The organism is Blautia sp. St.27G3 (assembly GCF_059728505.1).
The window spans coordinates 1-25,180 of record NZ_BAAGFO010000002.1; the positions used below are offsets into that span (position 1 = coordinate 1).

The following is a 25,180-nucleotide window of genomic DNA, read 5'->3' on the forward strand; positions in this document are numbered from 1 at the left end:
TGTTCAAATCCTGTTGCCCCGATTTCAAGAAGACTGATGAAATGTTTGTATTTATAAGCATATTGGAAAACTTCCATTATTTATTAGTGGGAGTTTTTTTGTTTGAAGAATCGAATTAGATAGAATATATTGGCTATGATTAAAATATGTTTGGTGATTAATGTTGTCTGAAACTAGAACATATTTATTGGTAAAATAAAGGATGATTTTAGTGAATACATGTTGTTTTACCTCTAACAATGGATAATGGAAGTTAAAAAATAATAAAAGGTATGATAGAAGATATAATGTATCTGAAACTTCAAGGTCATTTTTCATTTCGTGCATTTCTGGTAGTATCGCTTCTAAATATTTCTCTATTTATCATTGAAAACTATACTCCTTTAGTACAAGCAGAATACTTATAATTGGAAAGTCAAGTTCATTGAATTTACAATGAACGAAATTTTATAGTGGCGATCAACCTACGGATATATCGATTCATGTTGTATTAACAAAATACATAAAAAAAGAAGAGTTCGCAGAAGTTTTTGAATTAGCAAGCTCTCCTCTATTAAAATATTATTATTTCAATCCACAGGTTTTATCCCGACAAATTTATTATATCATATTAAATATTATAGTTCAATAATATTTAAATAGATATTTATATATTCTGGAAATTATGTTATATTTTGAAAGAGCAAGTGCTTTATAAAGAGATATTGGTTAAAGTTTTACATAGAGTGGGAGTGAGGGCTTATGAAGAATAAGTTTAGTTTTAATGATTTGATACAATTTGGTTTATTTTTGATTGCGCTACTGACATTTATTTATTTGATTTGTCATTAGTACTGAATAGAAACGGTCCTTTGAACCCTTAAAGTTGTTAAGACTATGTTTTCTATTGCTTTTCAAGGTAACCAGGCTGAGAAGATGGTTGCAAGCGGTTTGTTAAAAAGGCAACACAAAAATCCTTTAAAATATAAAAAATAACTCTCCATAAGTGAGGTAACCTGTCCGCGTGGGTTACTTTCTGATATGTGGCATACTTTGAAGAATAGGTTACGATTTAGTCCGGCTATGGAAACTGATGTAAAAGAAGCTGGTCGCAATCCTAAACGGGTACAGCGAGAAGTACGGAAATAGATTCAGAATACCGGGATAGGAACAAAATCGCAACAGGCTTTGAAATTACAGCAGGAGCAGTTGAAAATTGAACGTAAGACAGTGAGCCTGGAACAGCGGCAGTTTGAATTGAAACAGCAGAAAAGGAAAGAGAAGCATAGGGGAAGGTAACACCTACTCCTATATTTGAGTATTAAAGGAAAAAATATGGTATATCATTATTGTAATGTAGGAACATTTTTGAATATCATAAAAAATCATACTTTGCGTATGTCTGATATTTCAAGTCAACAGATAATTTAGAAGCGAAATCTATATTGGATTTAGTGCAAAATAGAATTTATGATATGTATATCAAAGATGGAGGATTTGAATGTAGTCCTATTTATGGAATGGACAAAGATAATGCTTTTAAATATATTTTAGAAAAAGTGATGAAGAATATAAGATCTGATAGCGAAAGACTATATTATGTAGCTTGCTTTTCTGAAAAATATGATTTATTAGGTCAATGGAGGGAATATGCCGATAAAAGTAGAGGAATAGCTATTGGATTTGATGAAAAATGGTTTGTAAAATTATGTGAAACAGTTAAGGAGATGTTTAGATTTGAAAAAGTGCAATATGTACATAATGATAAAAATGTTGATGAAATAATACAAGATAGAGCAGAATTAATTTATAGTGGTATTTTGAAAGATATAGATTCATATAATACGCAAGGCTTATTGGAAAGTCAATTTAAAGTTTCGTATGACATAGTATTAGCTAAAAAGTTATTGTATGAAGATTCTATATTTATTAAAAGAAAAGAATTTGAGATAGAACAGGAATGGAGGTTGGTTTTGGATGATGAAATAGAAAAAACGCGCGATGATTGGGAATATTATTATAATTGGAAAAATGAGGAATGTAATTCTCAAAATTTTATTCATAGAATTTTTCCGAATGCATTAGGGTTTATGGAAAGAAATGGTAAAATTGTTTCGTACTTGGATTTGAAATATGATACTATTGCTGAGATGCCTGTAAAAGAAATAATATTAGGGTCAGATTGTAAGGTTGGTGAAAATGACGTTTACCATTTATTGGGATTTTATGGTTATGATGTTGATGATATAAATATACTTAGGTCTAAACTATCTTATAGGTGGATTTGACTTTGGAATATGGCTCTATTTTGGCTCTAAAAATTTGGACTGATACAAAAACGAGAGCGATTTCTGAATAATACGGATAATAAATGCTTGAAAAATGAGGGAAAAATAGCTAGTTCAAGCTATCCGCTGAGGAGTTCGATTAGTAGCTGTAGTAACTTAGATAATAATCATATAAATATAAAACATATTACTATACTAAACCATTATTTGACAAAGCAAAAAGGAGTCGCCCAAAGCTTGCTATAAGGCTTGGAGGAGCTTTTTATTAATTTTTTAAATACTTGATAAAATTGAATTAGGCTTTTTTGTACAAGGAATTGCTTCTGTCCTTCTGTCATGGTATGATAGAAAAATGAATGAAATTCTAAGGAGGACAGAAAAATGGAAGAAAACAAAAATGCCGGAGTTTCTCCGAACAACGGAAAGGTACGCAGCCGTTTTTCAGGAAAACTCGGGTATGTGCTGGCAGTTGCGGGATCTGCTGTAGGTCTTGGAAACATCTGGAGATTCCCGTATCTGGCAGCAAAGTACGGCGGAGGTATGTTCCTGCTGGTGTATCTGGTTTTAATGCTGACATTCGGCTATGCGCTGATTGTCTCAGAGACTGCGCTGGGACGTATGACAAGAAAAAGTCCGGTCGGGGCTTTCGGGGCCTTTGGTAAAAGCGCTTCGTTTCGGTTTGGCGGCTGGGTGAACGCTGTAATTCCGATGCTGATCGTACCGTATTACAGTGTGATTGGCGGCTGGGTGTTAAAGTACCTGTTCGAATATCTGAAAGGAAGTACGGCTGTGCTGGCGGAGGACGGCTATTTCAGCGGTTTTATTGCAAATGGTTTCAGCGCTGAATTCTGGTTCCTTGTATTTACCCTGATCGTTCTGGCCGTTCTTCTTGGCGGCGTTAAGCAGGGCGTGGAGCGCGTTTCAAAAGTGATGATGCCGGTGCTTGTTGTGCTGGCTGTTTTTGTTGCAGGTTATTCTATGACCCGTCCGGGAGCCCTGGAGGGAGTAAAGTATTTCCTGATTCCGAACTTCAGCAATTTTTCGTGGATGACTGTGGTGGCTGCCATGGGTCAGATGTTTTATTCTCTGTCAATTGCCATGGGTATTTTGTATACGTATGGTTCTTATATAGAAAAGGACGTTGATATTGAAAAATCCACGAAGCAGGTAGAATTGTTTGACACAGCAATTGCAATGCTTGCAGGCCTTATGATTATTCCGGCAGTGTTTGCATTTTCCGGCGGGGACCCGGCGATGCTGCAGGCTGGTCCTTCCCTGATGTTTATCACGATTCCGAAAGTATTTGCAAGTATGGGATTCGGAACAGGTGCAGGAATCACGTTTTTCCTGCTGGTGCTGCTTGCGGCACTGACGAGCGCCATCTCGCTGGCAGAGTCCGGCGTCTCTACTTTTGAGGATCAGCTTGGCTGGAGCAGACGTCGTTCCACATTGTTGATGGGTGTGGTTATTGTTTTATTTGGTTCCGCTTCAGCGCTTGGATTTGGCGTGCTGGATTTTGTTACGGTGCTTGGGATGTCTGTTCTTGATTTCTTTGATTTCCTGACAAATTCGCTCATGATGCCGATCGCTGCTCTGGCGACCTGCCTTCTGGTTACGCGTGTTGCAGGCCTTGACAGGATTGCGAAAGAGGTGGAGCAGTCTTCCTCGTTTCGAAGAAAAGGAATGTATTGCTTCTTCATGAAGTATCTGGCTCCGATCTGCATTGTACTGATTCTATTGAGCTCTGTTGCAAACGTGTTTGGCTGGATTACGCTGTAAGGAAAGGGGACGGGCTTTTGAAAAAGGTATGCGAGGGGATTACCGGATGCTACAGGAGATTGCTTCTGATACTTGCTTTATTGGTTTTGCAGGTGGGCTGTACCCTGGCACTGCCTTATCTGACTGCCGGGATGATCGATATAGGAGTAGGTCAGGGCGGAATTCCCAGCGCACTTGCAACTCATATCAGTGCGGAGGGGATGGAAAAACTGTTGCTGCTCATGAATCAGGAAGAGCAGGAAAAGGTATGCGCCGGATATCGCAATGAGGGGCAGGTTTATACGAAAAATGAGATGAATCGCGAGGAAGAGGAAGCGCTGGCAGATTTGATGACGCCGCCGATGGTAGCTGTTTATGCGCTTTCTACGGATGGCGCAGACTATAAAGAGGTGCTGGGGGAAGATTTGTATGTGCCGCGGGAACTGGACGCATTTGGGATTCTGAAACTACTTCCGGAAGATGCGCGTCTGGAGCTGACAAAAGCGGCGCGGGAACGAATTGCAGCAATTCCGCTTACCCTGGTGCATCAGGCTGCTGTGAACTTTATTCGTGAAGATCTGGAAATCCAGGGTGTTCATGTGCAGGAACTTCAGGACAGTTATCTGCTCAAAAAAGTTATTTTTATGGTTCTGTCTGTGGTGGGAATTATCCTGTCAGCGGTTTTAAGTGCGCGTTTTTTGGCGCGTCTATCAGCAGATTATGCGTTTGAACTGCGAAGAAGAATGGTTCGACAGGTATTTAACCTGGATGAAGAGCAGGCCGCATCGTTTTCGGTGAACGATCTGATCGGAAGGACGATGGAAGATACGGAAAAAATACAGCATTTTTTGCGGCTGTTTTTACAGGAAATTTTATGTCTGCTGTTGCTCGGTGTGGGGGGAACTGTGCTTGCATGGCGCATGAGCCGGCAGCTTGGAACAGTAGTTCTTACTGCTTTTGGTGTGGCACTTTTTCTGCTCGCATTTTTTACAACAATCGGCCACAGATCTGCAGGGAAGATACAGAATTCTAAAAGACATCTGCTGCGCATGATTCGGGAAAATTTGAGGGGCATGATGGTGATCCGGGCGTTTGGCCAGGAAAAACGTGAGCAGGAACAGTTTCACCGGGCGGCAGGAAGCTGGAGCAGGATGAGCGCGCGGGCGGGACGGACATGTTTCTTTCTTACGCCCGGGCTTTTGCTTGTTATGAACGTGGGTTTTTTGTGGCTGGCAAAAAACAGTGCATCCGGAATCAATCAGGGCTGGTTGCAATCAGGTGAGTATGTGGCATGCATCCAGTATATGATTCTTGCAATTGGTGCATGCTTATCCGTAGCGGACCAGATATCGGCGCTGCCGGAGGGGGTAGCTGCATATCGAAGGGTTGCACAGCTACTGGCATTGTCGGAGGAAAAGGAGACTTGTTGCAAAGGAGAAGCAACAGAGGACAAGCGGGCACCCATACTATGCTTTGAGCATGCGACGTGTCAGTATCCTGGCAGCAGTGAAGCTGTATTGCAGGATATATCTTTTTCGGTACGCGCAGGTGAGACTGTGGCAGTTGTCGGCGGTCTTGGAACGGGAAAAACAGCGCTTTTGTTGATGGCACTTGGAAAAATGAAGATCCGTGAGGGGCGTGTTCTGATAAATGGAAAGGAGGCAGCGTCGTATGACAGGAAATGGCTTGCGGGGGCAATCAGTTACATTCCGCAGAATCCAAAACTTTTCAGCGGGAGTATCGCGCAGAATCTCCGATTTAGGAAGAAGGATGCGTCAGATGCAGAGCTTATGGAGGCAGTCCGGACAGCGCAGGCGGAAGTATTCGTCAGCCAAATGGAAAAAGGGCTGGAGGCTGCGGTTTCGCCGGGCGGGACAAATTTTTCGGGCGGGCAGAGGCAGCGTCTTGCTGCTGCGCGGTCTATGGTTGGCGATGCACGAATCTATCTCTTTGACGACTGTTATTCGGCATTGGATGCAAAAACGGCTCTGCAACTTAAAGCGGCGCTTGCCAAAAAGACAAAAGATGCGGCTGTTCTGATGACGGCTTCGCGTCTGGAGCTGATTCAGGATGCAGATCAGATTCTTGTGCTGGATCATGGAAGAATTGCAGGAGTGGGGCGTCATGAGGAGCTGCTGCAAAGCTGCGATGTTTACCGCGAACTGGCAGCTTCACAGGGATGCGATATCCATACTGCCGGGGAGGTGACGCAGGATGTGTATTAGATTCCGGGATTATTTAAAAAAATATGGCCTCCGGTTTGCGGCAGCTTTGACATGCGGCATTTTATCCTGCGTCCTGCTGGCTTTCGGGCCGCAGCTTTTGGGGGATATCACAACATATATTTTCAGCGGTATTTTAGCGAAACTAAATGGGACAGGAGCCATGGATCTGGAAGCAATTGCGGGAATTCTGAGGCTTCTGGCAGGAATTTATTTTACTGCATTTGTGTTTCTGGCAATTTGCGGCTGGATATTGGAAGGAGTCTCAGCAGATTTCACCTGCCGGTTGCGGGAAGATTCCCTGAAAAAACTGCATACACTGCCGCTTTCTTATTTTGAAACACAGTCGGTCGGAGAACTGCAAAACTGTGTTGCTTCTGATTCGGAGATAGTGGGCAGAAGTGCTGGACATGGTATTTTTCAGTTTGTGACAGGAATCTCTTCGATTGCAGGTATTGTGATTATGATGGTGCGAATCAGCGCGCTTCTTGCTGTAACAGTGGGTATTCTTCTGGCGTTTTCAGCAGTACTGATGTATCTGGTATCCAGAAAATTTCAAATATATGCAAACAGACGGCAGGAGGCGAATGCTGCGGCAAACGGCTATGCGGAAGAGATATATTCGGGCCGTAGTCTGCTTCAGATTTTTGGCCGGGAGGAAACGGTGGCGGAAATGTATTCTGTGTACAATGAACGGCAGCGTGAGGCAGCGTGGCAGGCGGATTTCGCGGCAGGGCTTATGTCTGTTGTCATGCAGGCCGGTTCCATGGCAGGATACGTTGTAGCAGTACTGGTCGGTGGTATTTATGCACTGCATGGAAATTTGTCAGTAGGTGATATTCAGGCATTTGTTCATTATATCCGGAACACAGAAAGACCAGTGAAGCAGGTGGCGCAGGCTTTCCGGGAAGTACGTTGTGCTTGTGCTGCGTGGGGGCGGTTAAAAGAACTTCTGGAGGCAGAATCAGAACCGGAAGCAGAAACAAAAACAAAAGGAAAAACAGAAGCTGCAGCCGGTGAGGTGCGTTTTGAGCATGTTACATTTTCCTATGGAGACAAAGAGCCGGTGCTTGCGGATTTTTCGGCAGTGATTGCTCCAGGGACGTATACGGCTATCACAGGCTGTACCGGTGCAGGTAAAACCACGATTGTGAAACTGCTGATGCGCTTTTATGATGTGCAGAGCGGGGCGATTTACATAGACGGAAAAGATATAAGGGAATACGATCGCAGAACGCTTCGGGCAAAATTCGGTATGGTGCTGCAGGAAGTCTGGTTGTTCCGGGGCAGTATTCTTGAAAATATCCGATACGGGAAACCGGAAGCATCCGAAGAGGAGGTGCGCCTGGCTGCTACGCGTGCAGGAGCTGATGATTTTATCCGTTTTTTGCCGGAAGGGTACGAAACTGTCGTGGGAGAGGACGGGTATCAGCTTTCCGACGGTCAGAAACAACTGCTGACGATTGCCAGAGCAATTCTTGGAAAACCAGAAATCCTGATTCTTGACGAGGCGACAAGCTCTGTAGACACAAGGACAGAACAAAAGATTCACGAGGCGCTGACGACTCTGATGCAGGGAAGAACCTGTTTTGTGATTGCGCACAGGCCGGGAACCATCCGGGAAGCACAGCAGGTAATTCACATCGGAAAAAACGGGGGTTGACAAAATCGCTTTTCGATGCTAAAGTGATACAAACAAAGCGAAAACAGAGTAAAGTGAAATGCGAAGATGGAGAATAGTACGTTCGTATTCTTTTTTCAGAGAGATGCCGGAGGGTGCGAGGCATCAAAAGAAATGAACAGAACTCACTCCTGAGCGGCTGTCCCAAATCTGTATGATACAGAGAGTAGACGCAGACGGTATCCCGGCCGTTACCCGGGCAGGATATAAGACCTTGGTCCGTATCCGATGAGTGTATGAGCGATCATAAATGAGAGTGGTACCGCGAAAGATTGTAATCTTCCGTCTCTTGGGAATTTTCCGGGAGGCGGTTTTTTGTGTTGCTGAAACGTTGTGCTGCTGAAGTATTTTTCAATTTTTACATGACACAAAATGCGCTCCACAATTTTAATTATTTTACGCATTTTACCGTGATTCTGACTTTGAGAAAAGTTTTGCAATTTTATAAAAGAAAGGGAAAAGGAGAGAGATTGCGATGATGAATTACAGAAAGTATACGAGACAGTATTTTATGCCGCCCGTTTCCTGTCTGAAATGGGCTGAGAAGGAATATGTGGATCATGCGCCGGTATGGTGCAGCGTAGATCTGCGTGATGGCAATCAGGCGCTGGTGGTACCGATGTCGCTGGAACAGAAGATTCAGTTTTTCAAGCTTCTGGTGCAGGTTGGTTTTAAGGAGATTGAGGTCGGCTTTCCGGCGGCTTCGGATACAGAGTACCAGTTTCTACGCAGGCTGATTGAGGAAGACCTTATTCCGGATGATGTGACGGTGCAGGTGCTCACTCAGGCGAGAGAGCATATCATCCGCAAAACGTTTGAGGCTCTTAAGGGTGCGAAAAATGCGATTGTGCACGTATATAATTCTACCTCTCTTGCACAGCGCGAGCAGGTGTTCCATAAGTCCAAAGAAGAGATTCTTCAGATTGCAGTAGACGGCGCAAAGCTTTTGAAAAAGCTTGCTGAAGAGGAAGGGGCGAACTACCGTTTTGAGTACAGCCCGGAGAGCTTTACCGGAACGGAGGTTGATTATGCGGTGGACGTGTGCAATGCAGTTCTGGATATCTGGCAGCCGACAGCTGACCGGAAGGCCATCATCAATCTTCCGAGTACGGTGCAGATGTCAATGCCACATGTCTATGCAAGCCAGGTTGAGTATGTGAATGAGCACCTGAAATACAGAGAAAACGTTGTGATTTCGCTACATCCGCATAATGACCGTGGATGCGGTATTTCAGATGCAGAGCTGGGGCTTCTTGCCGGTGCGGATCGGATTGAGGGCACTTTATTCGGAAACGGAGAACGTACTGGAAATGTGGACATTGTAACGCTTGCCATGAACATGTATGCGCAGGGCGTGAATCCGGAGCTTGATTTTTCAGACATGACGGCTGTCACAGAAGCATATGAGACATACACGGGAATGAAAGTGGATGAACGCAGCCCGTACAGCGGCGCTCTGGTATTTGCGGCCTTTTCCGGTTCCCATCAGGATGCGATTGCAAAAGGAATGAAATACCGTGAGGAGCATCACTGTGAGACGTGGACAGTTCCTTACCTTCCGATTGATCCGACTGATATCGGACGTTCCTACGATGCAGATGTGATCCGCATTAACAGCCAGTCCGGCAAAGGCGGTGTCGGTTATATTCTGGAGCAGCATTACGGTCTGCGGCTTCCAAAGAAGATGCGCGAGGCGATGGGATATATCACGAAGGGTGTTTCCGATACGCAGCATAAAGAGCTTATGCCGGAAGAGATTTTCCAGCTGTTTAAAGAGAAGTTTGAGAATATCACGGAACCGTACCGGATTGAGGAAGTACATTTCAAACAGCATAACGGTATTATTGCGGAAGTTACGGCCAACTATGACGGAAAGACCAGCGTGATTGTGGCATCCGGAAACGGACGTCTGAATGCGGTGAGCAATGCGTTAAAGAAACATTTCCGTCTGGAATATGATCTGGTTACGTATGAAGAGCATGCGCTGGAGCAGAGCTCAAGCTCCCGCGCAATCGCATATGTCGGAATTCGTGACAAGAGCGGAAAGATTCACTGGGGATCTGGTTTGGATGTCGATATTATCAGAGCGTCGATTGACGCGCTACTGACTGCGGTGAACCATATGGTTGAATCTCATACGAAAGAAGTTTAAAAAAGGAAAAGGTTGTTACACAATTCGGCTTTTGTAAAATTTTCGGATTGTGCGACAGCCTTTTTTTATGGATGCATGTTATTTCTGAATTATGTGAATACTTTTATAATAGAAAAGAAGGAGGTAACAGGCATATGAAAATTTTGTTTTTTGGTACGAAAAGTTATGATGAGAGATTTTTTACAGAGTGTATACAGAAGGAACGCTACCAGGGCATCGAAATAAACTTTATTGAGCCGGATTTGACACCGAACACGGCAGCATTGGCAAAAGGTTATGATGCTGTGTGTGCTTTTGTTAATATGGACATCGGCACGAGAACTGTGGAGATTCTGGGAGACTGTGGAATCCGGATGATTCTGATGCGCTGTGCAGGTTATAACAATGTTGATTTGGAGGAGGCAAAAAAACGTGGCATTCGTGTGGCGACGGTTCCGGGATATTCGCCGGAATCTGTTGCAGAGTATGCGCTGGCGCTTGCCCTGACTGCAACGCGGAGACTGCACAAGGCTTATATTAAGGTGCGTGAAAATAATTACAGTCTGGTAGGCCTGATGGGGATTTCTTTTTACGGAAGAACTGCGGGAATTGTCGGTACGGGACGTATTGGTGCTGCGATGGCCCGTATTTGTTATGGACTTGGCATGAAGGTTTTGGCATATGATATGTATCCGAATAAGAGTCTCGATTTTGCCGAGTATGTTGATCTTGATACGCTGCTTTCCAATTCAGACCTGATTTCTCTGCATTGCCCTTTGACTGAGGAAAGTTACCACATAATTAATAAGGAATCAATTAGCAAGATGAAGGACGGTGTGATTCTTGTGAATACTTCCCGAGGAGGACTGATCAAAACAGATGATCTTGTGCAGGGAATTCGTGACAATAAATTTTTTGCGGTTGGTCTTGATGTGTACGAGGAAGAAAACGGGCAGGTATACGAGGATAAATCCGATGAGATTTTGCAGCATTCCACAGTTGCAAGGCTTCTGTCTTTCCCGAATGTCATGGTAACCTCGCATCAGGGATTTTTTACGGTGGAGGCGCTGCGTGCAATTAGCGAGACAACGCTTGAGAATGCATTGGCTTTTGCGAAAGGAGAGCGTGGAGCAAATGAGCTGTTGTCCTGATTGATAGTATAGTCCGAAATTCGGGGAAGCAGATTCGAGGAAAAGATTTCATTACGTAGAAAGTCACAAAAGATGGCTGCCACACAATTTATTCGTCGAATACGGACGGTTGTGGCAGCCGTTTTGCTTTTTTCATCTGAAGAAATAAAAAAGGAAAAAAGTTAAAAAATATTACATAAATGTTAAAAATATGCCAGAAATATTTCTGATTCGACAGGAAAGCTCGAAAAATAAAGGAAAAATGCGAATGAGAAAATTTTTGGGAAATGTCAAAAGTGACAAATACTGGAAAATAGAACAGTTATATTTTACAAAAAATAAGATGATTATAGAAAAAAATTATATAAAAATAATATATTTTAAAGAACGAAAAAAGTCGTCGAAATAATATGTTACAAAAATATAAAAAATATATTGACAGATCGTTTCGATATTTTGTATAATACAGGTACGTTGTGGGAAGTAGCATTCATGAATAAGTGATAAGGGACAGGCATTCCGCAAGGGGAGAGACGCGGAAGCAAAACGAGCGACAGGAGAATTTATGATGCTGTTACAAAACGGACTGAACTCATTCTATGATTTCACACGACGTATCATTGGCCGTTATATTCTGGACATTGTGCTGATTCTAACAGGTGCACTTCTGGTCACCTGGGTAGTAGTTGGTATTTCAGAATTTGATACCGGTGGACATGGACGAGTATATGCTGTAGATTCCTCGGCTGAGGAAGAGGGAAGGGTGCAGCAGGCTCAGACAGGTCTGATGGGAGTCGTTAATGGAGTAGCAGATATGGAACGATATTCTGATGCTACCAGGCTGGTGAGCGTTGCAAGTGCGAATGAAGAAGTACTGGCAGGAGTCAGCGGGGTGGATAGAAGAGCTATTCATAGAACCACCATCGAGGCGGGAACAAAGGTTGCCAGTGAACTTGGCTATTACGCGCAGCAGGCAGTCCATGACAATCAGATGTCATCGGACGAGTATTATACGCTGTTGCAGATTGTAGAAGCTGAGGCAACTGGCGGGGATGTGACCAGCAAGATGATGGTGGCCGGCGTTGTACTCAACCGTGTACGGGATTCGCATTTCCCTGATACCATTTATGAAGTGGTATGGCAGAAATCACAGTTCCAGCCAACGGCTGACGGCAGGTTCTATTCCTGCACAGTTACAGATACGACGGTGGAAGCTGTGGAGCGTGTGCTTCAGGGAGAAGATTTTTCACAGGGCGCCTTGTTTTTTGCAGCGCGGGATTCGGCAGAGAGTGTCAACATGCGCTGGTTTGATTCCAGCCTTGTAAAGCTGTTCGAGTATGGCGGGCATGAGTACTTCACATACAAAGAATATGTGGAAGAGGCGTGAGTAAAAAAGGACTGTTGTTTTCATTGCAACGGTCCTTTTTCTGTGCTATACTGCGAAGGTAATGCACTGATAAAAAAGAAAAAGGATGAACGAAATGAATTTAATGTTTAGAAGTACAAGAAATGAAGCTCATCAGGTGACCGCTTCACAGGCTGTATTGAAAGGACTGGCACCGGATGGCGGGTTGTTTGTGCCAGAACAGATCCCGGTTCTTGATTTTCCGACAAAAGAGCTGGCGCAGATGAATTATCATGAGACGGCATATGCGGTGATGAAGCAATTCCTGACAGATTATACGGAGGAAGAGCTCAAGTACTGTATTCGTATGGCATATGATGAAAAGTTTGATACGCAGGAGATCGCACCTGTAAAAAAGGCAGACGGCAGGTTTTATTTGGAGTTGTTCCACGGTGCGACGATCGCATTTAAAGATATGGCCCTGTCCATTCTCCCTTATCTAATGACGACAGCGGCAAAGAAGAATCAGGAAAAAAATGAGATTGTGATTCTGACAGCGACTTCCGGTGATACTGGAAAGGCAGCGCTTGCCGGGTTTGCCGATGTGCCGGGCACGAGGATTATTGTTTTTTATCCGAAAAACGGCGTGAGTGCTGTGCAGGAGAAGCAGATGGTGACACAGAAGGGAAAAAATACTTGTGTCATTGGTATTCTTGGCAATTTTGATGATGCGCAGTCCGGTGTTAAGAAGTTGTTTGGCGATGAAGCGTTAAAGGAAGAACTGGATCGTGCAGGCTTTTGTTTTTCTTCTGCGAATTCCATTAACATCGGAAGACTTGTTCCGCAGATTGTTTATTATGCCTATGCATACGGAAGGCTTTTGAAGTCAGGCGAGATAAAAGACGGGGAAAAGGTGAATGTTGTGGTTCCTACCGGGAATTTCGGAAACATTCTGGCCGCATATTATGCGAAAAATATGGGGATTCCGATTGGCCGTCTGATCTGTGCATCCAATGAAAACCGCGTACTGTTTGATTTCTTCGAGACCGGAATTTACAATCGCAACCGTGACTTTATTCTTACGACCTCTCCGTCCATGGACATTTTGATTTCGAGCAACCTGGAACGACTGATCTATCGTATGGCGGGAGATGATGCAAAGACGAATCAGGAGCTTATGCGTGCGCTTTCTGAGCAAGGCAGCTATGAGATTACGAGTGAGATGAGAAACAGAATGCAGGATTTCATCGGCGGATATGCGACGCAGGAGGATACTGCAAAGGAGATCGCGCGACTTTATCAGGAGACGGGGTATGTACTGGATACGCATACGGCAGTTGCATCTTGTGTCTGCTGCCGGTATCAGGAGCAAAGCAAAGACGATACAAAGGCATTGATTGCATCTACGGCAAGTCCGTATAAGTTTGCACGCAGTGTGATGGAGGCAATTGATGAAAAGTATAGCGGCATGGATGATTTTGCTCTGATTGACGAGCTGAGTCGGCTTTCAGGCACGGCGATTCCGAATGCAATTGAGGAAATTCGAAACGCTCCGGTTCTTCATGATAAAGTAATTGAAAAGGATGCGATGGAAGAAGCAGTAAAAGCTTTTTTGGGTATATGATAGCAGCTGTACCGCAGGGCGGATACAGGAGTGTGAAAAAAGAGAGGTGAACGAAGGATGAATACGGATTCCATTTATGCATTGATGGATGCAGTGATTGTCGGCAGCGGCGTGTACATCATCTATCTGTATATAAACATGATCACAACGGGTAAGCTCAGGCAGTCGATGCTGATTCCGCAGAACCTCGATGTGAAAAAATGCAAAGACGTACCGGGATATATTGCATATACAGGGACAAAGCAGCTGATTTTCGGGATAGTCGCCATTGTCTGTGGGGCAGTTGGGCTTGTTCAGGATTTTACGCAGCTGATTGGAGTGGTTCCTTATCTGATTACAATTGTACTTTTTTTTGCTTATGCGATCTGGTTTGGTTTTCAGATCAAGAAAGCAGCGAAGATGTTCTGGTAGAATCTTAAAATTGTGTGAACCGCATCAAAAGTAATTGCTTTTGATGCGGTCTTTTTGTATACTGAAAAAGAAATATGCTTTCGAAAGAAAAGGGGATCTTTGTCTGTACGGAAGGAACAAAAGAGATAAAGGGGAAGATAAAATGAAACGATTGAAAGAGTGGCTGTCTGACTATCTCAGATATTTTATGCTGATTCTGGCAGCCGGATTGCTTTTTATTATCATTATGATCGGGGTTAAAGTGTATCAGCGGTATGATTCGGAGACTTCCGGACAGAATATCGAGATTCTGAAAGAGGGCGGTAAGCCGAAAAAAGGAAGCGGAACGCTTACAGAGGATGCGACGAAGGAGCAGAGCGAAAAAACAACGGAAAACGTTGATCAGAAAGTGCCGGGAAATGATGGCCAGAAGGCAGAGACTTTACCAGTGCAATCAGAACAGGCTACAAAGAGCGATGCGATGAATGATAATCAGTCTGCAGGAAATGAAACAGAGGGACAGACGCAGCCACTGACACAACCTCAAACGCAGGTACAATCTGAAACACAGGTTCAGCCGCAAACGCAGCCTCCTACAGAACCAGAGCCTGCAACACAGGCACCGACAGAACCACCAACGGAGCAGCCGACAGAGCCACCCACAGAGCCTCAACCGGTTTATAAAACGATGATAGGTACCTGTAATTTCCGCAGTGGCCCCGGATATGAGTATGAGGTTATGGCAGAGTATCCGGCAGGTACGGTTGTAGAGTATCTCGGACTGGTAGAAGGCTGGAGTCAGGTACGGATTGACGGTGTGATCGGATATATGGGACCTCGTTTCCTCGAATAAGAAAGTGAAGATTGAAGGTGCAAGACAGAACTATGTGGAAAAAGGGAATTTTGACAGCATTATTTTTTGCATATATAGCGACAGCTCCTGTGAGTGCGTCGGAAAACAGCATCCAGTCTGTGTCATTGAAGGGTTTACATACTTCTTTTGTACAGGATCATGAAACGGTAAAACTGCCGGATGTCTCTGAATCAGCGGCAAGCAAGGGGCAGAAACCGGTGTATACCAGGATTGATGCGCCTGATGATCCGTATCGGATTGAAGTGGAGGACTATAAGGGCATTCCGGAGAATCAGCAAGACGGAACGCAAAGTATGGAATATGACCGATATATCCGTCTTGTTTCAAACGAAGACAAGACAGTGGCGGTTGAATGGTTGTTTCGCGCTATGTTTGTTTATGATGGAAAGACAAGCTATTGTACAGATGCGGATGTTATTGTCCGAAATTTTGCTCTGCGTGATTTCGTTGTCACAGATCACGGATTTGAAACGTCCGGGGATAGAGCAGTTGGAAGCTGCGGGGCAGTATTAAAGGCAAAAGGCAGAAAATACGGTGAAAAAATTCAAATAGGCGTAACATTGTCTGGAGAAGTTCATTTGCAGTAAAATTGATTTTATAGGCCCCGGAGTTGAGCCCGGGCAATTGTGGTAGTTTTAGTTAAATATGTAAAAGGGCTGTTGTAAAATAGCGAATCCATACAATATATGGAACAGATGTAGAAGCATCGGAATCCATATGTTGCAGGAAGGCGGTATTTTACAACAGCTCTTTTTGCGTACCAAATTCTGTGGCATTAAGAAACGTTAAGAAATGGATGCTGGTATTTTAAGAAATCTGTAGTACGGTATTTTATGGAAGGCATACCGGGAAGGAAAAAGGAGGACAGCTACAGATGTTTGAAAATATAAGGCTTTCGTTTCAGGGGATATGGTCACATAAAATGCGTTCTTTTTTAACGATGCTCGGAATTATCATTGGCATTGCGTCAATTATTTCTATTGTATCTACTATTAAGGGGACAAACGACGAAATTAAAAATAATCTGATTGGGGCAGGAAACAATACAGTACAGATAAAGCTGGAGGAAAACGGTTTCGAATACTCAGTATCAGATGGTACGGAACTTCCTTTTGGTGTTCCTGAAGTGACGGAAAAAGTAAAAAAGGAGATTCTGGAACTGGACAGTGTTGAGAATGTCACCTGTTACACAGAAAGAAAGAATCCGGAGCAGGTATTTTATCGAAACCAGTCACTGGCGGAATTTGCAGTTCGCGGGATTGATACGAATTATTTTACGACGAATGGATATATCATCCGAACGGGACGGAATTTCCGGACAGATGATTTAAAGAGATTTCGCAAGGTTTTGATTGTAGATGATGAGCTTGCGGAAAATTTGTTTCCAGGGGAAAGCCCAATTGGAAAGGTAATCGAGATCAGGAAAGTTCCCTTTACGATAATTGGTTCTGTAAAGAAGGCGGGAAAATTTCAGCCGAGGATCAGTTCCATTGCGGATTATAAGGCATATACAACGAATACACCGGGAAATCTCTATATGCCAAAGGCGTGCTGGCCTGTCACCTATTTTTATGATGAGCCGGAGCACGTAATTGTGAAGGCAGTTTCTGTAGATGATATGGAGGCGGCGGGCCGTGAAGCAGAGAAGATTTTAAATGCGACGATTTCTCCAAAGCAGACAGCATTGAAGTACAAGGCGGACGATGTTCTGAAGCGGGCCAAAGATATGCAGAATCTGTCGGAAGCTTCGAATAAGCAGCTTATCTGGATTGCCAGTATTTCTCTTTTGGTAGGTGGTATCGGGGTAATGAATATCATGCTGGTATCTGTGACAGAGCGTACAAGTGAGATTGGCCTGAAAAAAGCGATTGGGGCGAGAAAGGGGGCAATCCTCTGGCAATTTCTTACAGAAGCTGCGGTATTGACAAGCACAGGGGGGCTTATTGGTGTGATTGCAGGAATTGCAATGGCGCAGGTGATCAGCCAGGTGTCACAGGTAGCTGTATCAATCAGTGTTCCGGCTTCTGTGGCTGCGGTACTGTTTTCAATGGCAATTGGTATTGTTTTTGGATTACTTCCATCTGTGAAAGCTGCAAATTTGGATCCGATTGAGGCTCTGAGAAGAGAGTAGGGGGCACTTGTGGGGATTGGTTTCCATATGATATAATGTTAACCAGACGAGCCCTGATACAGTGTACAAAAACGGGGTTCCGAACAAACAAGTTACCCCTTGTTTTGTGCACTGTATCAGGGCTCAGGGTTCGGTTATGATTTTAGTGTTTCAGAAATCAAATAGTGGCTTTGGAAGAGTGATGTATTGTTGGAAAGGGAAGAGGATTATGGCGGGTGAGACGATTTTGATGATAGAGGACGATGCGGATATCCGGGAAGGAGTCCGCATTTTGTTGGAAAGTGAGGGGTATACGGTAAAAGAGGCGGGGGATGGACGCAGCGGATTGGCATTGTTGACGCAGGAGACAGATCTTGTGATTTTGGATGTGATGATGCCGGGGCTGTCCGGTATCCGTACATGTGAGGAGATTCGAAAGATATCAAATGTACCGGTTTTATTTTTGACAGCAAGAACACAGGAGTCGGACAAGCTTCTTGGATTAATGGCGGGTGGCGATGATTATCTGCCTAAACCTTTTTCTTATACGGAACTTCTTGGCAGGGTAAAAGCGCTGCTTCGCCGGTACACGATTTATCGGGGCAAGCATCAAAAGGAAACAGATACCGGCCAAAATGTTCTTGAACTGGCCGGCATCCGAATCAATCAGGAATTTAATGAGGTTATGATAAACGGGAAGAAGACAGAGCTGTCCGAGACGGAATACCGAATCTTATTGCTTCTGATGCAGTTTCCGGCTAAAATTTTTTCCGCGCAGAATTTATATGAGAGCATCTGGAATGAACCATACTTTTATTCATGCAATGGTACCGTGATGGTACACATTCGAAAACTGCGGGTAAAGATTGAGGAGGATGCACAGAATCCGAAATATATACGAACTGTCTGGGGGAAAGGTTACAGGTTTGGTGGCGGATATGAATAGAAGGGAGTCACTTTATTTTCAACTGGCAAGGCTTCTCATCCTGGCAGCAGTATGTTCGGGCATTGCATTTTCGGGCATGAGGGGAATTGGGATCTATTTTCTGAACCATTATTTTGAGACTTCAGATTATATTGAACAGAAGAATCATGACCGTATGAAAGAATTGCAGGATTCTGTGACACAGAATAACATTAGTACGCGGGATTCGGAATTTTTGACCAGATGGGTGTACCGTCAGCGTGGAATTTTTATGCAGGTTTATTGTAACAGTGTGCTTGTGTATGATTCAAATTATGCGGAGGAGACGGAAGGGTGGGATGCTCCGGTCGAGATTGGTTATTATGACTGGGAGGCATATTATAAAATCCGTTTTTCGGACAGCGAGGCAGAGGTGATGCTGTATGGATTTTATGAGCGGAAATTTTACGGATATGCGTTGATTGCAGAAATATTGGTGAGTATATTGCTGTTTTTGATGATTGTCATGCTTGGGATTCGTAATAAAATGAAGTACATCACACAGCTCAGCCGTGAGATTGGAATTCTGGAAGGCGGTGATCTGAAATATCAAGTGACCGTAAAAGGAAAGGATGAGCTGGCAGTATTGGCGCGTGGAATTGATGATATGAGAAAATCCTTTGCGTATCAGGTGGAACAGGAGGCGCACCTTACAAAGGCGAATCGCCGGATGATTACGGAGATGTCTCATGACCTGCGTACACCGCTCACATCTATGATGATTTATATGGAAATTCTGAAGAACCACAGATATCACGATGAGGCGCAGATGGAGGAATACATTGACCGGATCGACCGAAAGATGCACCAGCTGAAACAACTGTCTGAGCATATCTTTGAATATTCTCTGGTAAGCAGCGAAGTAAAGGTGGAATTAGAGGAGCCGGAGAGCTTTCAGACACTGTTTTATGATCTGCTCTCAGAGGTTTCGGCATATCTGGAACAGAATGGATTTACCGTAGAGATGAAACTGCATTGGGGGAATGGTTTGATACGAATAAACGCGGGATATCTTACACGTGTGATGGACAATGTATTGTCTAATTTGCTGAAGTATGCAAAGCAGTCGGAACCCGTCACAATCACTGCATTTGAGAAGGAAGAAGAGGCATGCATCTGTTTTGATGTGGACTACCAGAATAGATGTCAAAAACATGGTCTGAGACGAGAAAGTGTGTAACAATATGGGATACATCGGGAAACACCGGAAAATCAAGGGATTTGACGGGTTTATGAATCGTAAAACGCATGTCTTTGACATTTGTTCTGAGAAATAGAAAAATTGTATATGCAATTAAAGTTTGAATGAGAAAATCAGAGAAGAGATGTAACAAAATAGTGTAAAAATGTAGCAGAAGCAGCGTATATGGAAGCAGATCAGGCGCTAGAAAGCAGAAAAATGATGTAAATTTGTAGATTTTGAATTGTCAGACATATTTAAAATATGTTTTTGATAAGATTGTGCGAAGTGAAAAAAGAAAAAATATCGGTAGCGTTATAACAGAGTGTTATAGCGTTATTTTTTTGCGTTACGGGTGTTACAAAAAACAGAAAAAGTCTAGGAAATACGGGCGTTACAGCGATTTTTGAATATAGAAAAGAACGGAAAAATAGAAAAGAAATTTTGTAATTTGTGACGCGGAGCAATTGAACATTTTGGAGCAGTACAAAAAAATATGTTCAATTGCCCATAATAGGCGGGTTTTCCGCATTCTTCGTAAAATATAATAGGAAAAAGCAATTGAACATATTTTTGGTATAAAAGGGAAATAAATTACCCAAAAAGCAGAAAAAAATTAAGCTGTTTCGATCGCTTCATTTTGCTCTGAAAGAGACGATTTTCGCCCCCTATTTTTACGTTTTATTTTTAATTCGATCATAGCAAGTATTTCATCTTGATCATCAATATGCAGTCTATGAAAATTGTTTAAAAGGAGTATATCATCCGGTGAAATAACAGGTGAATCTTTAAAATTAAATATTTCATCATTCTCCGAATTTGAAGAATTTCCTTTCAAAAGATAGTCGATCGAACATTGCAAAAGCTCTGATAAATTAATTAAAGCAGAGGAGGAGGGCAAAGTTTTTCCGTTTTCTATTAGGCTTAGATTGCCTGATGAAATGCCCGTTTTTGCGTGTATTTGAACTTGTGTTAATCCTAATTCTTTTCGGCGTTGTTTAATTCTAGTTCCTATTTCCATATTATTCATAAATCCTCCGTTCTCCTGTAATAAATCTCTAAAAAAAAAGAAAAAAGCTTGACAATCTTTAAAATTAGAGATAATATAAGTACAGGGTAAGAAATAACTCAAAACAAATTTATCATATCTATCCGGAAATCACAACCGGAACCGGAAATCGCCGAAAAAAAGCCAATCTGAAGGCTGTTAAAAAGATCAATTTATTTAAAATGTTTTTTGCATACTAAGAGAGGAAGGTGAGGTATGAAGAACGGTAAGAAACCAACGCTGCGGCAAAAGAAGATCATGAAAGCAAGCGGATTGTTACCTGAGAACTGGTTAGTTGTGAAGGATCTTGGCAATGAGTTGCATGTAGTCAGCCGGATGTCGCTGAAAAAGATCGGTGGCAAGCCGAAGCTGAGGAAACTGCAGACAGTTGATTAAAAAAGGAGAGCTGCGCCAACAGCTCCCCTTGATGTCAGAACATATGATGATAATGCCAACCACTATCACCGATTCTGACAGTTGCGTGATACGTTTTATCAAAGAGTTCTGAGTGGGCCTCATACTCTGAGATTGTATCACCAGCTTTTGAATGTTGGGAGACAAGAAGCCAATCGAGCTTCTCATTCGCTGGTCCAATATTCATCGGGTATTTATGCACGAGTAACACCTCCCTTCTGCGGGAGTACCCTGCAAGGGAATTGTAACATATCAAAAACGATAAAGAAAGTAAGTGTTTATAGAAGGAAGTGATTGCATGGCAGGGCAGAATACACTGACCCCGCTGGGGAAAAAGATTAAGAAAAGACTAGTTGATCTGGACATGACACAGCGCGATCTGGCAGAGCTTTTGGGTGTGAATGCACCCTATATTACAAAGATCCTGACCGGGGTGCGGACAGGAGCAAAGTATCGGAAACAGATCGCGGAAATATTGGGAATAGATGACGCTGCATAGGAGGTGATGGGATGCAGGCAGCAGCATATATAACGTTAGAGGAAGCGGCGGAACTGGAAGGTATAGAATATTTTACTTTGTATAGAAGAATCGAACGCAATAAGAAAAAGTATAGTATTCAACCCCAAAAGTCTGATACAGGTGGACGTGATATTGTTCTTGTATCAGTGAAATCACTGTCCAAGATGGCACAAGCAGCCTTTGAGCGTCGGGAGGCAGTGAAGCGGATCGCCGATGCAGCTGATCAGGATGTGGAAGCGGCAGAAGAGCCAGCACCGGAGCGGCCATGGTACGTGGATGCGGATTATGAATGGTATCAGCATCAGTATCAGAAAAATTATTATAAGGCGATGGAGCTGGGAAACGTAGTACGTGAATACATCAGCAACGTACCGAAGCATCATAAGGATCTGACCGTATGGACGGAAGAGTATGCAAAGGAGCGGACCGGCAAGAGCGGCAGGACGTTCCGCCGGATGGTGGACGATTACATGACCGCATCGGCATGGGCAGATCGGATGCAGAAGGAAGATGGTTGCGGTTATGATTATATCAAGGTGCTGGCACTGTGCCGGAAGCCGAAGGAGGTTGGACAGTTTCCGAGTATCCCACCGGTGATGAAACAGTGTATTAAGAATATCTGGTTTGACAAGTCCTTTGCTCAGAACCGTCGAACCCGGGAAGATTTGTATGAGACATTGCAGGAAATTGCCGAGGTGAAAGGCTGGGAGAAGCTTCCATCATATCAGACCGTATCACGTTATATCGTGTACTTGATGGATGTGGAGGGAATGGCAAGTGCACACGCCTATGCGAAGAACGGAGCGGTTGCCTGGAAGAACAGGCAGATGGTGAAACGGGCTCGTGACACCAAGAGCCTGCAGGTGCTTGAGATGGTGCAGGGCGATGAGCATACATTTGATCTGTGGGTGCTGTATAAGACGCCAAGTGGAAAAGAGATCCCGATCCGGCCAAAATTGGTCTGTTGGATCGATACACGCAGCCGCATGATATTTGGGGATGTCATTTGCAGGGATGCAAATGCGCAGATCCTGAAAGAGAGTCTGATCAAGATGTTTTATGAAGACTTGAATGGATATGTACCGAAATATCTGTACATTGATAACGGCAAAGATTATACGTCAAAGGATCTGAACGGCATTGATCGGAAGGATCGGCACGATGCGGAAGCGAAGGAAAAATATTTTGATATGGAGTGTGACCGTAAAACGCGTGGATTTTACCGGGACATGGGTATATCGGATGTACATATATCTATGCCGTATGAGCCGTGGACGAAAGGACAGATTGAGCGGTCGTTTGGTACGGCGATTCAGAAGTTTTCCAAGCAATTTGCAAGCTATACGGGTACCTTGACCGGATCAAAGACGGATGCAAAGGTAAATAAGGATATTAAGGCAATGGCAGAACGTGGGGAGCTGCTGACCATGGAAGAGTTTTATGAAAAATGGAAGGAATACAAGGAAAAGTACATAAACCGCCAGCACAGCAGCCTGAAGCGGATGCAGGAAGAGTATAAGACACCGAAGGCACTTTTTGAAAATGGGGAACGGTATCAGAAACCGGCACCTGCGCGCAGTGTGGCAGTCATGGCACTGATGAAAGCAGAGGAGGCATACGTATACAATACAGGGATCAGGCGGAGCGGTTACGATTATATGGCGTATGATCTATGCAGCTATATCGGGCGGAAAGTACAAATCAAGGTAGACCCGTGGGATGTGACAGGTATCTACGTGATGGATGATACCGGGGCATTGATCTGCCGGGCGGAAGCACAGGAGCTGTTGAAGTTTGGGCGCGTATCTGATCCGGTATTGCAGGATCACAGAAGGATGCAGAACAGGCAGATCCGGGATGTGCGCGAGCAATTAGAGGAAGCGACAAGACCATTTGATCTTGGTGAAGTGACCGAGAACTATGGCAAGGGAATGGTCGGCGGCGTGGAGCTGACGATAGGGAAGAAGCCGGAGCGTGCGCAGAAGGTGGTACAGATGCCAGAGGATAAGCATGCAGTGCGTAACGCCCGGAAGGCAAGACAGGAGAAAGAGACATCAGAGTATATGAAATCGCAGGCACAGAAAGCACTGGAACGCTTGCGGGCGATGGGGGAGAAATGAAAAAAGCTATGGAGTGCATAGGCCGGATACTGGAAGATACCCTGATGATGGCTGTGGTGATGGTGCTGTCTGTTGTTTTTATGTCGCTACAGATTATCGAGGATATCTTTTGGGATAAGTAAATTATCAAAATGAATGTCAAAAAACAAAGGAAAGGAAGGTAGCAAGATGGCAAATACAGAGACGAGAGAGGGAACGCCGAGCCGGATCGCGCTGGCGGTGGTCAAAAAACTGGAAGAAATGAAGATGAATAAGGCAGAGCTTGCAATACAGTTGGGTGTAAGCCGGCCGATGGTTAGCCAGTATCTGGCCGGCAAGTATAAAAGTGATCCTACTGCATTGGAAGAAATGCTGCAGGATTTCCTCGAAGCGAATGGCGTAAATATTTCTTCCGATGCTCCTGAGATGGAGTGTCAGGAGGCTCCGAAAGAATTGCCGAAAAAGGCAGCATACTATGAAAGCCGTGATTACATTGGTGTGATGTCAGTGTGTCAGTCCTGTCAGGAGGATATGGGACTTGGGATTATTATCGGAAAATCCGGATATGGAAAATCATATGCCCTGCAGCACTATGCGAAAATGCCGAAGGTGGTATACATGGAGTGTGATGACACGATGAGCTGCCGGGATCTGGTGGAAGCAATCGAGGGGAAACTTGGCATTCCACGTGCCACATCTGGAACGATCTGGAAGCGTGTCTGTCGGATCAGGGAGTTCCTGAACGTCAACGCGGGATATCTGCTGATTATAGACGAAGCAGACAAGCTGATCAACAAGTATACTGCAGCGAAGATGGAGATCCTGCGTGGCATTTACGACCAGGCGGATGTCGGTATTGTGATCGCCGGGGAACCGAAGCTGGAGGTTGACCTGCGTAACATGCTTGACCGCTTTGCCAACCGGATCGATTTCTTTTATAAACTTGGTGGATTAGATAAGAAGGAACTGGATGGATACCTTGCAGGATGGAGCATATCAGAAGATGCACGAAGGGAGCTGGCAAGCCGCGCCTACAGTTCTAGGAACGGATGCTTCCGTTTGCTTGACCGGACATTGAATAATGTGCTGCGTGTCATGAAAAGCAGGGGCGTTACAGAAGTAACGACAGACATCGTAAACGAAGCATCCGGTATGATGCTGTTGTAACTATAAGGGATAAGTTTAGAAAGGGGAAGAACGATGGAACAGATTACTATCAATATCACAGGACAGAAAGCACAGGAGCAGACAGCGCAGCTTATGACAGCAATTTATAAAACAATGGCACGCATTAATGACAAAGGTTGTTATATCACGATCAACAGCCAAAGCATAGATATACCGGGGGAAAAGCGAGAACTTCAGGTGCCGGATTTTATGAAAGTACGTAGACAGCTGACGATGGCGGGAAGGATTGGTTAAG

General features: G+C 44.0%; 21 protein-coding genes, 1 pseudogene and 1 other annotated feature. Of the genes and pseudogenes, 21 read left to right on the top strand and 1 reads right to left on the bottom strand.

Annotation, left to right across the window (positions count from 1 at the left end; all coding sequences use genetic code 11):
• Nucleotides 1-1,032: 1,032 nt before the first annotated feature.
• From AC6I2O_RS09525 to AC6I2O_RS09595, 15 genes and pseudogenes are all read left to right on the top strand, one after another.
• Nucleotides 1,033-1,278, top strand: a pseudogene (locus AC6I2O_RS09525) (YjdF family protein); the annotation flags it as partial.
• A 155-nt stretch (nt 1,279-1,433) separates the two neighbouring features.
• A complete protein-coding gene (locus tag AC6I2O_RS09530) occupies nt 1,434-2,267 on the top strand; it encodes a DUF2971 domain-containing protein (protein ID WP_497742968.1) in 834 nt (277 codons plus the stop codon).
• Nucleotides 2,268-2,648: 381 nt separating this feature from the next.
• Nucleotides 2,649-4,046, top strand: coding sequence for a sodium-dependent transporter (locus AC6I2O_RS09535; protein ID WP_120391643.1), 1,398 nt, complete (start codon nt 2,649-2,651; stop codon nt 4,044-4,046).
• 17 nt (nt 4,047-4,063) lie between these two features.
• Nucleotides 4,064-6,250: an ABC transporter ATP-binding protein gene (locus AC6I2O_RS09540; protein ID WP_497742508.1), complete on the top strand. Its 2,187-nt coding sequence runs from the start codon at nt 4,064-4,066 to the stop codon at nt 6,248-6,250.
• A complete protein-coding gene (locus AC6I2O_RS09545; protein ID WP_120391645.1) occupies nt 6,240-7,910 on the top strand; it encodes an ABC transporter ATP-binding protein in 1,671 nt (556 codons plus the stop codon). Before AC6I2O_RS09540 ends, AC6I2O_RS09545 begins: the two co-directional genes overlap by 11 nt.
• Before the next feature lie 54 nt (nt 7,911-7,964).
• Nucleotides 7,965-8,221 (top strand) — a binding site (T-box leader).
• A gap of 182 nt (nt 8,222-8,403) precedes the next feature.
• Nucleotides 8,404-10,080: a 2-isopropylmalate synthase gene (locus AC6I2O_RS09550; protein WP_497742509.1), complete on the top strand. Its 1,677-nt coding sequence runs from the start codon at nt 8,404-8,406 to the stop codon at nt 10,078-10,080.
• A gap of 134 nt (nt 10,081-10,214) precedes the next feature.
• Nucleotides 10,215-11,210: a 2-hydroxyacid dehydrogenase gene (locus tag AC6I2O_RS09555; protein WP_120391646.1), complete on the top strand. Its 996-nt coding sequence runs from the start codon at nt 10,215-10,217 to the stop codon at nt 11,208-11,210.
• Between the two features lie 544 nt (nt 11,211-11,754).
• Nucleotides 11,755-12,576: a cell wall hydrolase gene (locus AC6I2O_RS09560; protein ID WP_120391648.1), complete on the top strand. Its 822-nt coding sequence runs from the start codon at nt 11,755-11,757 to the stop codon at nt 12,574-12,576.
• A 94-nt stretch (nt 12,577-12,670) separates the two neighbouring features.
• Nucleotides 12,671-14,158 (top strand): threonine synthase, encoded by a 1,488-nt coding sequence (thrC, locus tag AC6I2O_RS09565; protein WP_120391649.1) that lies wholly within the window; start codon nt 12,671-12,673, stop codon nt 14,156-14,158.
• Nucleotides 14,159-14,215: 57 nt separating this feature from the next.
• A complete protein-coding gene (locus AC6I2O_RS09570; protein ID WP_120391650.1) occupies nt 14,216-14,569 on the top strand; it encodes a hypothetical protein in 354 nt (117 codons plus the stop codon).
• Between the two features lie 142 nt (nt 14,570-14,711).
• Nucleotides 14,712-15,401 carry an SH3 domain-containing protein gene (locus AC6I2O_RS09575; protein WP_497742510.1) on the top strand — a complete coding sequence of 230 codons (690 nt, stop codon included), beginning with the start codon at nt 14,712-14,714 and terminating at the stop codon, nt 15,399-15,401.
• Between the two features lie 50 nt (nt 15,402-15,451).
• Nucleotides 15,452-16,009 carry a hypothetical protein gene (locus tag AC6I2O_RS09580; RefSeq protein WP_497742511.1) on the top strand — a complete coding sequence of 186 codons (558 nt, stop codon included), beginning with the start codon at nt 15,452-15,454 and terminating at the stop codon, nt 16,007-16,009.
• Between the two features lie 287 nt (nt 16,010-16,296).
• Nucleotides 16,297-17,553: an ABC transporter permease gene (locus tag AC6I2O_RS09585; protein WP_120391654.1), complete on the top strand. Its 1,257-nt coding sequence runs from the start codon at nt 16,297-16,299 to the stop codon at nt 17,551-17,553.
• A gap of 208 nt (nt 17,554-17,761) precedes the next feature.
• Nucleotides 17,762-18,478, top strand: coding sequence for a response regulator transcription factor (locus AC6I2O_RS09590; protein ID WP_120391655.1), 717 nt, complete (start codon nt 17,762-17,764; stop codon nt 18,476-18,478).
• A complete protein-coding gene (locus AC6I2O_RS09595; protein ID WP_497742512.1) occupies nt 18,471-19,676 on the top strand; it encodes a sensor histidine kinase in 1,206 nt (401 codons plus the stop codon). The genes AC6I2O_RS09590 and AC6I2O_RS09595 overlap by 8 nt, the downstream gene beginning before the upstream one ends.
• A 616-nt stretch (nt 19,677-20,292) precedes the next feature.
• On the opposite strand, the gene AC6I2O_RS09600 is transcribed toward AC6I2O_RS09595, so the two are convergent.
• Complete coding sequence (locus AC6I2O_RS09600; RefSeq protein ID WP_497742513.1) at nt 20,293-20,706, bottom strand: helix-turn-helix domain-containing protein; 414 nt, start codon at nt 20,704-20,706, stop codon at nt 20,293-20,295.
• A 234-nt stretch (nt 20,707-20,940) separates the two neighbouring features.
• Here AC6I2O_RS09600 and AC6I2O_RS09605 point away from each other — a divergent pair, with 234 nt between their 5' ends.
• The 6 genes from AC6I2O_RS09605 to AC6I2O_RS09630 all read left to right on the top strand — a co-directional run bounded on the left by AC6I2O_RS09605 (nt 20,941) and on the right by AC6I2O_RS09630 (nt 25,179).
• A complete protein-coding gene (locus AC6I2O_RS09605) occupies nt 20,941-21,120 on the top strand; it encodes a DUF6906 family protein (RefSeq protein WP_497742514.1) in 180 nt (59 codons plus the stop codon).
• 316 nt (nt 21,121-21,436) lie between these two features.
• Nucleotides 21,437-21,637, top strand: coding sequence for a helix-turn-helix domain-containing protein (locus tag AC6I2O_RS09610; protein ID WP_497742515.1), 201 nt, complete (start codon nt 21,437-21,439; stop codon nt 21,635-21,637).
• Nucleotides 21,638-21,648: 11 nt separating this feature from the next.
• Nucleotides 21,649-23,778, top strand: coding sequence for a Mu transposase C-terminal domain-containing protein (locus tag AC6I2O_RS09615; protein ID WP_497742516.1), 2,130 nt, complete (start codon nt 21,649-21,651; stop codon nt 23,776-23,778).
• The gene (locus AC6I2O_RS09620) at nt 23,775-23,900 is read left to right on the top strand and encodes a hypothetical protein (protein WP_497742517.1); all 126 of its coding nucleotides are present in this window, start codon (nt 23,775-23,777) and stop codon (nt 23,898-23,900) included. Before AC6I2O_RS09615 ends, AC6I2O_RS09620 begins: the two co-directional genes overlap by 4 nt.
• 46 nt (nt 23,901-23,946) lie before the next feature.
• Nucleotides 23,947-24,924, top strand: coding sequence for an AAA family ATPase (locus AC6I2O_RS09625; RefSeq protein WP_497742518.1), 978 nt, complete (start codon nt 23,947-23,949; stop codon nt 24,922-24,924).
• Nucleotides 24,925-24,957: 33 nt separating this feature from the next.
• Entirely contained in the window at nt 24,958-25,179 is a 222-nt protein-coding gene (locus tag AC6I2O_RS09630) for a hypothetical protein (RefSeq protein ID WP_120392362.1), read from the top strand.
• Nucleotide 25,180 lies beyond the last annotated feature (1 nt).